This is a genomic window from Segatella baroniae DSM 16972 = JCM 13447, from assembly GCF_000426585.1.
In the GTDB taxonomy this organism is placed as follows: Bacteria; Bacteroidota; Bacteroidia; order Bacteroidales; family Bacteroidaceae; genus Prevotella; species Prevotella baroniae.
Genome location: NZ_AUFQ01000001.1, coordinates 303,695 through 317,683, shown reverse-complemented (window position 1 = coordinate 317,683; position 13,989 = coordinate 303,695). Strand labels below are relative to the sequence as shown.

Sequence of the window (13,989 nt, the reverse complement as noted above, 5' to 3'; positions counted from 1 at the left end):
TCATTTTGTTTAGAGAATCAAATCGGTTTATTCTTGGATGAAGGGCGGTGGGAAGGATGTAGGGCGGTCATGACTCCGGAAGAACAGCCCCCGGCTTCAGCGAAACGCGGACGGTCTTTCCCAAAGCGACCTCTACTTCGCCCTTGTATACCAATCCGGTCTTGTCATATTTCATGGCCGGGTCGGCATAATAGACTTGCAGGCTGTAGCTGCCGGGCGTCAGTCGGCTCATCTTGAAGCTGACATCATACTTGCAGAAGCAATCGGCAAGCGCGTCAAGAGGGTTGTGATACACGACAAGGACAATCTGATTGCCCTGATGCGCAATGTCTACATGAATCTTTCTGACGGCACAATTGGCTTCCACATCTTCAAGCGTGCAGCGCACGACGCCGTCTTTGCCCAGCTCCATGCCGAGGCTTGCCGGCCCCATGCTGTTTTCCAAATAGAAATCAGGGCGTGTTTCCGTTGGAGAAAGCGTCACCTTGCAAGTGGAATTGGCCACATCATACACCTTCATCGCGTCGAGCGCAATGTTCTCCGACGAGCAGGCGGACAAGCCCAAGAGGCATGTCAGACAATAAAACATCTTTTTCATAAACACAAGAATTTGGTATGTTGTCATTTATATAAACGTGATTGCAAGTCATTTCTTGCCCATACATTTCTCTTTTATCATCGACATGAGCGAATAGACAGGCCCGACGCTTTCAAAGCCGAAGGCGTTGTCGTCCTCACACCTGCCTTCGACCCTGTCGGCAAAGGTCTTGATTTCGGAGAAGAAGCCCTGCGAGACAAGTTGGTTGTTGCCCAATGTCGGAACAAAAGCGTTTCTCCCATATAGATGGACAGCGGCGACATCGCGTCGAAAGACCTTCTCCAACGGAATCCCGAACACCGCCGAGCGTCGTGGAAAGAAATCAAGTTGCTCCATTCCGTCCAATACATACAAGCCTTTGTCCGTGCTGACGCTCAACTGTTCCTGCGCGTTCTGCCAGGAATAGTCCGTCGACAGTTCCAGCATACCGGTCATATCGCGGTGTTCCAAGATGAGGAACAAAGTCCGGCCGCCGTCCTTGCTGCCGACCATGTCAGCCGTTTTCACCCTTGCCTCGCCAAAGAGGAAGGTGACATAGTCGAGCGGATGGATGAACAGGTCGAGCAAAGCGTCGCCCTCCGGGTACAATCCTGTCAGATAGCGGTAGTGGTAATGCCGCCTGCCAGCACCCTTCAGCCGCTCTTGAAGAATCCGGGTGGCAGGCGCAAAGCGCCTTTGCAGTCCCACCAGCACATGCCTTGGGCCATACAACTTGACGGCGTCCGCCAGCAACCGCAACTCCCTTTCGTCCCGGCAAGGCGGTTTCTCGACGAACAGGGACTTGCCGGCTTTGACCACTTCGCTCGCCAGCAGGAAATGCGCGTGCGGGTTGGCGGCCACAAAGACGCCCGACACCGTGTCGTCGTCCAGTATTTCCTGCAAGGAAGCGGTGCCTTTGACTCCCTTGTACTTGCCGGAAATCAGTTCGGCCTTCCGCTCCGACGTACAACCGATGTATTTCAGTGGCAGCTGAAGATGGTGGATGACCGGCAACAAGTTGGCGACACAGTGGCTGCCGATGCCCACAAGCGCGTACTGACGCGTATAGATGAGGCTCAAATCCCTCATGTTGCGCATCCTCTTATATCTGCCGATGACGTTGTCCAATTGTCCCATGATGTTTAGTTATGCGGTTATGTGCTTGAAATGCTTCCTGTAGGTGGTGCGACGGTCGTCTGTCCACTGGTATTTGCCGTAGAACAACTCTATCAAACGTTTGGGAATGGCTTTCTCCAGGTTCCTCAACAGGATGATGTCGTACTTCCGATGATAGTTGATCCAGCACCGGTTGCACTCCTTGGAATGGCTACATTGAACTTTACAGGCCTTCTTTGAATTGAAAATCTCATCAAGCGTGTGCTCATGAATGTTGCCCAAGACCACGTCCAAGTTCTGACATAGCGGCACGTCACCATTCGAGTGGATGACCAACTCGCTGAAAATACTGTGACACCGCAGCCTCAGTCTGCCGTTCTTCCACTCGTCATACAGGGCGACGAAGTCGAAATTCTCGTCCGTCCGATGGATGGAGGCGGGTATCCGTCGAATGAAGTCCGTGTCGTCGGCCGCCATCAATCCCTTTGTCGTGTCGAAAAACGACATCGTGCTGTAAATGCCGATGCGCACGTCGATGTGATATTTCTCCGCAATGGCTATCACATGTTCCATGTCCGCGAACGAGTTCCAGGGCGAAAGGCAGAACATCAGCGAAGTGGGCACGATGTCCTTGCACGCTTCCACCACCTTGATGACCTTGTCATACCCATCCCTTCCACGCATGTGGCGATAGGTTTGCCTGTCGCCGTCAAGCGAAACATACAGATGTTTGGGCCGGTGGCGTCGCACGGAAGCAATCACCTTGTCCGCCGCAAGGCAGTTGGACAGCAGCGTATAGTTGGGATGATGGGCATCAAACCATCCCAATATCGCTTCGGATTCGGGATGCAGGATGAATTCTCCGCCCTCCAGCCCGACCATCGTGCGCCTTGTGACGCACTTGCTGCCCATTATATGGATGATATCACTCAAACTTAAATTCTCCTTCGGCTTCTTCCAAATGGAACAGTGCTTGCAACGCGATTGGCAGTTGGTCGTGGAATAAATCATCAGCGAGGTGAGTTCCTTGTGTCGTTTGCGTACGATGTTGTTGACAAACACGATTCCATTGTGGATGTAGTCATAAATACTGTACATCTTTCAGGTTCGTCTTTTATCACAAAGAGACGAAAAACATGAAAAGACTGCACGGAGTGGGCGACTTTCTTGCCGTGCGCCCACATTCCGCTACCACGTGATGCGCAGGCCGAAGGGCACCGTCAGCATGAACGGGTGCTCCGTGCGATAGGTTTCAAGGCCGCTGCCGTTGCCGAAGTAGTAGGACATGCCCGGCTCCAGATACAGGCTGAACGGCTTGAAGACCTTGTACTGCACGCCGACACCGAAGTTGACAGACCACTGGTGGCGTGCTTTGACGTCGCCCCGCAGCGTGTATGACGAGTCGGCCGTGACGATATAGTTCTTGCGGAGCGAACTGCGGACGGGCAGTTCAAAGGTCATGCCGCCCGTGGCGTAGGCGTTGAGCCGCCCCTTGGCCCACAGCCGGTAGGTCAGACGCAGCGGTATGCCCACATAATCTATCTTCTGGACTTTCCGAAGTTCCGCTTTATGATACTCACTCACAAACTCCGACTTCAAGCGGGTGTATGTCAGGCCCGTTCCGAAAGTCCAATGACGGCTCAACTGCTTGTTGAGCGCGAGGCCAAAGGTCTTCGGGCGGTCGTGATGCGCGGTCTCGTTCAACGCTCTATCGCCATCCGTCATGTTGTTCTTCGCTATATAAGCCAGCTTCGCCCGCTCGACGGAATCCATCAAGGCGGCGTTCCTGTTCATGTAGTCCATGTAGTCGTTCCAGGTGTAGAGCTTGGCCGCCACGCCGCCATTGGCGTAATCCACCACGGAGAGATAGTCCAGGTTGGCCAACGCTCCATGTGCTCCGGCATTGGACGCGTAACCGAAATTGAACGTCCACGGATAGCTCTTTCGGGGGCTTGTGCCTGGAATCGCGTTCTTGTTCAGGGCCGTCAGCGTGCCTTCGGATAATCGTGGCAGGCGGAACAGCGAGTCTTCTGTGTCGAGGCCGGGGGGCACGCGCAGCCGCAAGGAGTCCGCGTTGAAAGCCATCGTAAGGCTTTCTCCGCCCAAACTGTCCACGCCGACCGGCGGATGGTACTTCGCCACGCCCCCCTCGACGCTCGCCGACCCGCTGCCGACCCGCCGGGTGGCGGCCGGAACGCCGTATTGCGGTTGCCGCTCCACAGGCGTGCCGTCCGCCTTGCGGGCTTTCTTCGGTCGACTTCTGCGCACTTCAGCCGTCGTCAGCTTGTCTTCGGAGTCGCCCGCATGCCGGTTTCTCTTCGTGAAATAGACATACAAGGGAATCAACATCGGCAACAGGAGCAGCGTCCAGTAGTCGCGCAACATGGCGCGCAGCATTTTCTTTGCCCTGAACAGCTGCGAAGAGGAGCTGTGGGGATGAATGCCGAGCAGCGCGCCGATTTCCTTGTGCGACAGGCCGTCAAGGACCGAGAGTTTGAAAACCTCCCTGTTGCCCGCCGGCAGACGGTCGATGGCCGACAGCAACAGCCCCAGCTCCACGCGCTGCCGCTCTTCATCCGCCCTCTCCTGGATTTCCAAGTCGACGTTCGACAAGGGAACGGCATGTTTTTCCGTGCTTTGAAGATACTTCAAGGCCAGGTTTCTCACGATGGTCACCATCCATCCTTCCAGCTTCGAGTCGTCTTTCAAATCGCCGATTGCCGTGAAGATGATGATGAAAGCGTCGTGCAGGATGTCTTCCGCCGCCCCCTCGTCCCTTACATAGTTGCGACATACGCCCAGAAGTCTGTGGGCGTATGTCGTGTAGAGTTCTGCGAGGGCGTCCTTGTCCCCGCTTTTGCAGGCGTCTATCTGTATCATGTGAATTTCAACAAGATATCTCTTTCTTTTTATTCAAGGAGTGGAGGGGGCTCGAAAGACTGCACACGCTTCCGTGTTTTTGCTTATTTTAACTCTCGAGGGCCATCAAGGTTCGTTCCACGAGTATCTTTTGCGAAGATAGGAAAATAACGGCAGACCGCCGCCCGCCGTCTGCCTTTTATTTGATATGAACCCCATGGATTTTGAAAAGCTGCCCCGTTGGCTTTGAAAAGCAACCTTTTTACATTGTAAAAGCGGCCCTTTTGCATGATGAAAGCAGTCCTTTTGCACGCCGATCGTGCAGCTTTTGAAAAGTGGTCGGCCTGCATTGCGCTGCACGCGGGCCGTCGCAAGCGAAGGAAAGCTTTGCCGGAAGCCTGTCGCAAGCCGTTTCCTGCAAGAGTAAACCGCAGCAGACGGGTGGCGGGGCTGGGCGATGGCAGGGCCGTGGCAGGCAAAGAATGGAAAGAACGCTTTGTTGTTACAAAATGATTCGATTCCTTTTCGGAATGAAATATTAATTGTATTTTTGCAGCGTTGACACAAAACACCAATTAAAAGCATTATGATAATGAAAACACGAACGATTCTTGTTGTTTTAGGTTTGGTCCTATCGTCGGCATTGTCTGCCCAGACTAAGTGGTTCAGTCCGATGAGCGGCGACGTTCCCGCCGTGTTCGGGCGGGCGTGGAACGCGGAGATTGGAAAGCGTTACGACCGACTGCCCGAGCGGTTGCAGGCGGTTGTGCCCGAAGCGGTCCGGGAGTTGGCACGCAACAGCAGCGGACTTTCGGTCAGGTTTGTCACCGACGCCAGGAATATATATATAAGGTATGGGCTGGCGGAGGTGAGAGACCTGCACAACATGTCCGACATCAATACGTCGGGTGTCGACCTCTACGCCCGAACGGTCGACAATCGCTATCATTGGATAGGCAACCGCATGAACTATTCCTTTGGAAAGACTACGAAAGACACCTTGGCTTCTGTCTACAAGGGCCTGAACGTGAAAGGAAACATGGAGTATGAGCTGTATCTGCCGAATTACAACATCGTGAAATGGCTCGAAGTGGGTGTGGACGACGGCTGCGTCGTGCGGTTCAAGTCGCCTGCCGAGACCGTGGAGAAGCCCATCGTGGTCTATGGAAGCAGCATCATCCAGGGCGCTTCGCCATCGCGTCCCGGCCTGGCCATCACCAACATTGCGGCGCGAGCCCTTCACAAGCCCTTCGTCAACCTGGGTTTCTCGGGTAGCTGCTACATGGAGCCGGAGCTGTTCAAGGCCCTTGCCGAGATCGACGCCGAGGCCTACGTGGTAGATCCGATACCCAACTCCTGGAGCCTGGACGCCGCGACCGTCGAAAGCAGGGCTTTGGAAGGCGTGAGACTGCTGCGTCGGAAGACCGCCGCGCCCATCCTGCTGGTGGAAAACCACGAACTGAGCGACAGCGTGATGCACGCCGGAGCCTACCGGCCCTATGAGCGTGGCAACAAAGCACTGCGCGAAGCCTACAGGAAGTTGAAGCAAGCGGGCGTGGCCAACCTGTATCTGCTGACACACGACCAGCTCGACCTGACCGAAGACGGCATGATCGAAGGCGTTCATCCCAACGACATCGGTTCGATGATTTACGCCCAGGCCTACACCAAGGCGCTGAGAGCCATCGTCGGCCCGAAGATCATCGCCCACCGGGGCTATTGGGACGTGGCGGGAAGCGCCCAGAACTCAATCGCTTCGCTGGTGAAGGCCGACAGCATCCATACTTATGGTTCTGAATTCGACATTCATGTGACGGCCGACGGCAAGCTGGTGGTCAACCACGACGATACTATCGACGAACTCGTCATCGAGGACTCCAAGTGGAAAGACATCGTCGACCGCAAGCTGGTCAATGGCGAACGCCGCCCGTTGTTGCACGAATATCTGGCAGCCGGCAAGAGTTGCACGACCCGTTTGGTGTTGGAAATCAAGCGACACAAGTCGGAGAAGCGCGAGAACGTTTGTGTGGATGAGGCTCTGAAGGCAGTGAAGGCTTCGGGCATAGCCGACCGCGTGGACTACATCTCTTTCAGCAAGAACGTCTGCCGGCGGTTGGCCGGGAAGCTGAAGGGGGCCAACATCGCCTATCTGAACGGTGACGCGACACCCGACGAGGTGAAATCGTGGGGATGCAACGGCATTGACTACCACTACAAGGTGCTGAAGCAGCACCCCGAATGGATTCGCCGGTGTCACGAATTGGGCATGACCGTCAACGTGTGGACGGTGAACAAGCCCGATGACATCAAGCATTTCATCGAAGCCGGTGTGGATTTCATCACGACCAACAACCCCGTGAATGGACTCCGGCAGGTCGGCAAGGTGGAAGAACCCCGATGAGGGGCCGATGACATGAAAGCAAATGCAGCGATAGAGAGCAATGGAGCGTGGACTTCATTGCTTTTTATGTTAAACAAGGCTTGTGTATTTTGTTCGGATTGTTTTTTTACGTACATTTGCAAGTATAACAATTATATTGCTTTTGAATATGGATCTTACGGAAAGATTTATCAATTACACCAAGTTTGACACACAATCGAGCGAGGATTCGGAGCGTGTGCCCAGTACAGCCAAGCAGTTGGAATTTGCCAAGTACCTTGCCAAGGAGCTTCAGGACGAAGGTTTGGCAGACGTGGAGATGGACGAGATGGGATACATCTACGCCACGTTGAAGTCAAATACGAAAAAGAAAACGCCGACCATCGGCTTCATTTCACACTACGACACCAGCCCCGACGCCAGCGGAAAGGACGTCAAGGCCCGCATCATACGCAATTACGACGGCAAGGACATCGTGCTGGGCGACGGCATCGTGACGTCGGTGGAGAAGTTTCCCGAACTGAAGGAGCATGTGGGTGAAGACTTGATCGTGACCGACGGCACCACATTGCTGGGCGCGGACGACAAAGCCGGCATTGCGGAGATTGTCCAGGCCATGTGCTATCTGCGCGACCATGACGAAATCAAGCACGGAGACATTCGTGTGGGGTTCAATCCCGACGAGGAAATCGGTAGGGGCGCCCATCATTTCGATGTGGAAAAGTTCGGCTGCGACTGGGCCTACACCATGGACGGAGGCGACGAGGGCGACTTGGAATACGAGAATTTCAATGCCGCCGGTGCCAAAGTGCACATCAAAGGCGTGAGCGTGCATACGGGGTATGCCAAGGGCAAGATGGTGAACGCCAACCGACTGGTCTGCGAGTTCAACGCCATGATACCCGATACCGACATCCCCGAAGCGACGGAAGGTTACGAAGGCTTCTATCATCTGCTCAATATCGACAGCCGAACGGAAGAGGCCAAGCTCAGCTATATCATCCGCGACCACGACCGCGACAAGTTTGAGGAGCGGAAAGACTTCATGCAGGCGTGCGTGGACAAGATGAACGCCAAGTATGGAGAGGGCACCGTGACGATAGACATGAAGGATCAGTATTATAATATGAAAGAGAAGATCGATCCCAACATGCACGTCATCGACATCGTTCTGCGCGCCATGCAGGAAAGCGGAGTCGCTCCGAAGGTGGAGCCGATACGCGGCGGAACGGATGGAGCCCAGTTGAGCTTCAAGGGACTGCCGTGTCCGAACATCTTCGCGGGCGGCGTCAATTTCCATGGTCCACATGAATTCGTAAGCATCCAGGTGATGGAGAAAGCCGTCAGCGTGATTGCGAAGATATGTGAGATTACTGGAAATTTTGAAGATTAATGATAAGAGATCTTGCGTTGATACTGATTGTAGCGGGTGTCACTACAATCGTTTTCAAGAAACTGCGTCAACCCTTGGTGTTAGGCTATCTTGTGGCGGGATTCCTGGTCTCGCCACACATGCCTTACACGATGTCTGTGGTTGATGAAGCCAATATCCATTCCTGGGCGGAAATCGGCGTGATGTTCACGCTGTTCAGTTTGGGACTGGATTTTTCTTTTAAGAAGATATTGAAGATGGGCGCCTCGCCCGTCATCTCCGCCGCCATCATCATCTTCTGCATGATGGCGTTGGGCATAAGTGTCGGCCACGCCTTCGGTTGGGCGAAGATGGACTGCATCTTCCTGGGCGGCATGTTGGCCATGAGCTCCACGACGATCATATACAAAGCCTTCGACGACTTGGGCCTTCGGCAGCAGCAGTTTGCCGGAAGGGTGATGAGTGTCCTGATATTGGAAGACATTCTGGCCATCGTCATGATGGTGATGTTGAGCGCCATGGCTACGGGACATGCCAATGGCGGCACGATGCTGACGTCGGCCATGAAGATTGTGTTCTTCCTGGTCTTGTGGCTGGTGGTGGGTATCTATGCCATTCCGATGTTGCTGCGCTCCGTGCGGAAGCTGGTCAACAACGAGACCATGCTCATCGTGGCGCTGGGTCTGTGCTGCGCCATGGCCGTGTTCTCCACTGAGGTGGGCTTCAGTGAAGCTTTCGGCGCCTTCATCATGGGCAGTATCTTGGCCGAAACCGTGGAAGCCGACCGCATCGTCAAGTTGGTGGAGCCTGTCAAGAACCTTTTCGGTGCCATCTTCTTCGTGTCAGTAGGCATGCTGGTCGATCCGCACGTGATAGTCCAGTACGCCTTGCCCATCGTCGTGCTGGTGTTGACCATCGTCTTGGGGCAGGCCGTCTTCGGAACATTGGCTTTCATGCTGGCCGGCGAGTCGCTGAAGTCGGCCATGAAGTGCGGCTTCTCCATGTCGCAGATTGGTGAATTCAGCTTCATCATCGCTTCCATGGGCCTTGGATTAGGGGTCATTGGCAAGTTCCTCTATCCTGTCGTGGTGGCGGTGAGCGTGATAACGACGTTCCTCACCCCCTATATGATCAAGTTGGCGAATCCTGTCTACTGTAGATTAGAAAAGCACTTGCCCGACAAGTTGATTCACTGGCTCAACAGCATGCAGATGAGTCATCCCCATACGACCCAGCAAAACAAGTGGAAGCGGCTGCTCTACCAAATGTCGCTCAACACGATCGTGTATGGCATATTGTCGGCAGCGGTGATTGCCGTCATGTTCACGTTTGTATTGCCCATCGTCCGTCGGCTTTTGCCGGGGTGGGAATTGCATTGGTATGCCAACGCCATCACCGGTGTGGCCACGATAGTCTTGATAGCCCCGTTCTTGCGGGCCATGGTCATGAAGAAGAATCACAGCGACGAGTTCAAACGGCTTTGGGTGGAAAGCAATTTCAATCGTCCGCCATTGGTGTTTACAATCGTCGTGCGTTTCATTGTCGCGTTGATGTTTGTCTTCTACATCATCAATTACCTGACTCGTTTCACCAACGCGTTGATGATTTGCATGGGGACGGCGGTCGTGGGACTCATCATGTATTCACGGTTGGCAAAGACGAGAAGCATCAAAATGGAGCGGCAGTTCATGTTGAATCTGCGCTCAAGGGACATCCAAGCCCAGGTGCAGGGTACCAAAAGGCCGTTGTATGCGGGGCATTTGTTGGATCGCGACATACATATAGGTCATTTCGAGCTGCCCGAAGATTCCCTGTGGGCTGGAAAGAAGCTTTCTAATCTGCAGATGCGCAACCGCTTCGGAGTTCACGTGAGCAGCATTTTGCGGGGCGCCCATCGGATAAACATTCCCAACGGCGAGACGGTCTTGTTTCCCGGCGACCAGTTGCAGGTGATTGGCAACGACGACCAGCTGAAACTCTTTGGCGACAGCGTAGAGAGGGAGTTGGTGCCTGCCGATTTGGAAGTGGAGAAGCGGGAGATGAAGCTGCGGCAAATGATAGTCAGCGGCAGTGGCAGCTTGGTCGGCAAGACCTTGAAGGCAAGTGGCATAAGGGACTTATATGGCTGTATGGTCGTCGGCGTGGAGGAAGGACAGGAGAATCTGACGATGATGGACCCCAAGAGAACCTTCGAGAAAGGCGATATCGTTTGGGTCGTGGGGGAGGAGGACTCCTTGACACGGCTGTTCGAAGCGAACTCGTCCAGCCGTGTGGTGTGATGTAGGACGTGATATATAATAATGTAGAAAGCTATAATTGTTCATTATATGAAATTGATAAAACCAAAAGGCTACAGGGCTTTGCTTGATATGCGGCAGACGGAGCAGGGAATAAAGCTCATCAAGGAGTTTTTTCAGCAGAATCTGTCGACGGAATTGCGGCTGCGTCGTGTCACCGCGCCTTTGTTTGTGTTGAAAGGATTGGGAATCAATGACGATTTGAATGGCATTGAACGCCCGGTTACCTTTCCCATCAAGGATTTGAACGACGCAGAAGCGGAGGTCGTACATTCTTTGGCCAAATGGAAGAGGCTTACTTTGGCGGAATATGAGGTGGAACCGGGCTACGGAGTCTATACCGATATGAATGCCATCAGGGCCGATGAGGAGCTGGACAACCTGCATAGTCTGTATGTAGACCAGTGGGATTGGGAGGCAGTCATTACCCAGCGGCAACGAACGCTTGCCTTTTTGGAGGATGTTGTCAGAAGAATCTATGCCGCAATCCGGCGTACGGAATACCTTACTTGTGAGACTTATCCGGAGTTGAAAGCCTTCTTGCCCGAAGAAATCCACTTCGTTCATAGTGAGGAATTGCTGCAAATGTATCCCGACATGACCGCAAAAGAGCGTGAAGATGCCATCTGCAAAAAGTTTGGCGCAGTCTTTATAGAGGGGATTGGCGGGCTTTTGAGCAACGGAGAAAAGCACGACGGCCGTGCACCGGACTATGATGACTGGAGTACGAAGGCTGAAAACGGAAAGGTGGGGTTGAATGGTGACATCTTGATTTGGTATCCAATCTTAGAGCGATCCATAGAGTTAAGCTCCATGGGAATCCGTGTGGACGATGTCAGCCTGGTGCGCCAGTTGAAGATTGAAGGCAAGGAAGAACGGGAAAAACTGTTTTTTCATCAGCAGTTGCTGCAAGGCAAACTGCCATTGAGCATTGGTGGCGGTATAGGACAAAGCCGATTGTGCATGGTTTTGCTGCATAAAGCCCACATTGGCGAGATTCAAGCCAGTATATGGCCCGACGACATGCGCCGGGAATGTGAGGAGTCAGGGATGAATCTAATCTAAGCCATTTCCAAATCCAGCAATGAACGAAGTTTCTCTATTGCTGGATTTGCCTTTCTTATCTCGTCGAACACTTCGCGCTTGCTGAGCATTTTGGTGAATTCCTCGGCCTCGGCCAAGCGAAAGTCGAGTGTCAGAGCCGCGTTGTGAAGGCTGTTGGCCAACGTCACTCTGATGCGGCCTTTGATGTTTTCCACCTGGTTGAGTAGGATTTGATTGTCAAAGATAACTTCAATGGCCGGGTAGTTTGTTATCTTCGGCACGACATTCTTGAGCCTGGAAGCCATGCCTACCATTTGTTGAGGCATGCGATTGCACATCGACATCCATTGCAGTTCCAAGTCTTCCTGCGTAAACTGGCTGGCAGCTTTGTGGTCTTTGACCTCCGGCTCTTTCTGGTAGGCGGGCTTTTCCGGCCCCCTTCGTATGTCGTTGAAAGTGAAACCGATACTCCCCAGCTTGAATTTGGGAGACGAAAGGGTGCCACCCGTACTCTCCTCTTGGGGTTTGAGGGGCGGCGGAACGGAGCTGTTGGCGGGCGTAGCGGGCGAATCGACCGTTTCCTCCGTCTTTGATGGGTTTGAAAGGCTTGGTTGGTTTGTCGACAAAGGGGTGTCTTCCTTCTTCTCAACCTCGGCCACCTGCATAGCCTGATGCGGTTGGGAATTGGATATTGGGCTGAACAGGGATTTCAATCTTTTAGGGCTGCGCCCCGCGACAGGCACGTCCTTGTCGTCAGCTTGCGTAATCTGGGCGACTTGAATCAACGTAAGTTCCACTAACAGGCGTTTGCTGCTGCTTTGCTTGTAGTTGACGTCGCATTGGTTCATGATCTTCAAGGTCCTGTATAGAAAAGGAGTAGGGCATTTCTGTGCCTGTTGTTGATACTTTCGTGCCTGCTGTTGGCTGCATTCCAGCAACGGTATCGTCACGGGATCCTTTGCCATGAGCAGGTTGCGGACATGTCCCGACAGGCCGTTGATGAGGTTTCCCCCGTCAAAACCTTTGCCAAGAATGCCGTTCAGAAGCAGCATGATGTCGCTGACCTTGTTCTCCAAGGCGTTGTCTATGATTTTGAAATAGTTTTCAGAGTCGAGAACGTTGAGGTCTTCTATGACCTTCTGGTAAGTGATGTTGCCTTGGCAGAAGCTGGCGGCCTGGTCGAAGATGGACAACGCGTCGCGCATTCCGCCGTCTGCCTTCTCCGCAATCAGTTCCAAAGCCTGCTCCTCGTATGCGACGCCTTCCTTCTCCGCAACTTTTTTCAGGTGGTTGATGGTGTTGGCGACAGTCATTCTCTCGAAGTCGTAGATTTGACAGCGCGACAAGATGGTAGGCAATATCTTGTGCTTTTCGGTCGTGGCCAGGATGAAAATCACGTGTGCGGGTGGTTCTTCCAGCGTTTTCAGAAACGCGTTGAAGGCCGCCGTCGAAAGCATGTGTACCTCGTCGATGATGAAAACCTTGTAGCGTCCCACCTGTGGCGGAATGCGGGTTTGCTCCATCAGCGTCTTGATGTTTTCCACGGAGTTGTTGCTGGCCGCATCCAATTCAAAGATGTTGAACGACCGCTGCTCATTGAACGACTGGCAGCTTTCGCAACAGTTGCAAGCCTCTCCGTCTTCGGTCGGATTCTGGCAATTGATGGCCTTTGCGAAAATTCGCGCACAGGTCGTCTTTCCTACGCCGCGTGGGCCGCAGAACAGGTAGGCGTGGGCGAGCTTTCCGCTTTTCACCGCATTTTTTAGAGTAGTAGTAAGTGCTGATTGCCCTACAACGGAGTCAAAACTCATAGGGCGGTATTTGCGTGCAGATACGATATATTCCATTATTATTATATTGTAGCTTCTTGCAAAGTTACTGTAATTAAGCCAATAATGCAGATATGGTCTTATTAATTAATCTAAATTTTCAGCGGGCCGATAAGGGGATGGCGATTTTTTTATTTACTTTTGCAATGGATTCACTCATGGCAAACAGGCTGAACATATTGTGGAATTTCATATCCCATTACAAGTATTTTCTCGTAATCGTGGTATGTACCCTGCTGATAGGCGTAGTAGGAGAAGACAGCGTGTTGAAACGTGTGAGGCTCGAATTGCAGATTGAAGACTTGAAAGATGAAATCAGAAAGTATGAAAAGCAACACGAAGCCGATTCCAAGCAATTACAGGAGATTCGCAGCAATCCAAAGGCGATCGAACGCATTGCCAGAGAAAGATATTTCATGAAAGCTGACGACGAAGACATCTTCGTGTTGAGTTCCGACGAGCTGCCGGTGGATGAAAACCAGGAAAGTCTGGCCGGCAATCGGAAATGACATCGC

11 protein-coding genes are annotated in these 13,989 nt (G+C 53.0%); 5 read left to right on the top strand and 6 right to left on the bottom strand.

Going from position 1 to position 13,989, the window contains the following annotated elements:
- Positions 1-67: 67 nt before the first annotated feature.
- From K334_RS0101370 to K334_RS14680, 5 genes are all read right to left on the bottom strand, one after another.
- Complete coding sequence (locus K334_RS0101370; protein WP_025880834.1) at positions 68-598, bottom strand: hypothetical protein; 531 nt, start codon at positions 596-598, stop codon at positions 68-70.
- A 48-nt stretch (positions 599-646) separates the two neighbouring features.
- On the bottom strand, positions 647-1,714 hold the full coding sequence (locus K334_RS0101365; protein WP_025880833.1) for a Gfo/Idh/MocA family protein: 1,068 nt from the start codon (positions 1,712-1,714) through the stop codon (positions 647-649).
- 9 nt (positions 1,715-1,723) lie between these two features.
- A complete protein-coding gene (locus K334_RS0101360) occupies positions 1,724-2,791 on the bottom strand; it encodes a radical SAM/SPASM domain-containing protein (RefSeq protein ID WP_027444394.1) in 1,068 nt (355 codons plus the stop codon).
- A 90-nt stretch (positions 2,792-2,881) separates the two neighbouring features.
- Entirely contained in the window at positions 2,882-4,573 is a 1,692-nt protein-coding gene (locus tag K334_RS0101355) for a sigma-70 family RNA polymerase sigma factor (RefSeq protein WP_027444393.1), read from the bottom strand.
- 105 nt (positions 4,574-4,678) lie between these two features.
- Entirely contained in the window at positions 4,679-5,137 is a 459-nt protein-coding gene (locus K334_RS14680) for a hypothetical protein (RefSeq protein WP_154655514.1), read from the bottom strand.
- 1 nt (position 5,138) lies between these two features.
- On the opposite strand from K334_RS14680, the gene K334_RS14300 reads away from it, so the two are divergent.
- The 4 genes from K334_RS14300 to asnA all read left to right on the top strand — a co-directional run bounded on the left by K334_RS14300 (position 5,139) and on the right by asnA (position 11,666).
- Positions 5,139-6,953, top strand: a complete 1,815-nt coding sequence (locus K334_RS14300; protein ID WP_081657997.1) for an SGNH/GDSL hydrolase family protein — start codon at positions 5,139-5,141, stop codon at positions 6,951-6,953.
- 148 nt (positions 6,954-7,101) lie between these two features.
- Complete coding sequence (gene pepT, locus K334_RS0101335; RefSeq protein WP_025882218.1) at positions 7,102-8,325, top strand: peptidase T; 1,224 nt, start codon at positions 7,102-7,104, stop codon at positions 8,323-8,325.
- A complete protein-coding gene (locus K334_RS0101330) occupies positions 8,325-10,583 on the top strand; it encodes a cation:proton antiporter (protein ID WP_027444391.1) in 2,259 nt (752 codons plus the stop codon). Before pepT ends, K334_RS0101330 begins: the two co-directional genes overlap by 1 nt.
- A 48-nt stretch (positions 10,584-10,631) precedes the next feature.
- Positions 10,632-11,666: an aspartate--ammonia ligase gene (asnA, locus tag K334_RS0101325; RefSeq protein WP_036889720.1), complete on the top strand. Its 1,035-nt coding sequence runs from the start codon at positions 10,632-10,634 to the stop codon at positions 11,664-11,666.
- Here asnA and K334_RS0101320 read toward each other — a convergent pair.
- Positions 11,663-13,495 carry a DNA polymerase III subunit gamma/tau gene (locus tag K334_RS0101320; RefSeq protein WP_027444389.1) on the bottom strand — a complete coding sequence of 611 codons (1,833 nt, stop codon included), beginning with the start codon at positions 13,493-13,495 and terminating at the stop codon, positions 11,663-11,665. The two genes, asnA and K334_RS0101320, sit on opposite strands and share 4 nt — an antisense overlap.
- Positions 13,496-13,632: 137 nt before the next feature.
- On the opposite strand from K334_RS0101320, the gene K334_RS0101315 reads away from it, so the two are divergent.
- On the top strand, positions 13,633-13,983 hold the full coding sequence (locus tag K334_RS0101315; RefSeq protein ID WP_025882214.1) for an FtsB family cell division protein: 351 nt from the start codon (positions 13,633-13,635) through the stop codon (positions 13,981-13,983).
- Positions 13,984-13,989: the final 6 nt, after the last annotated feature.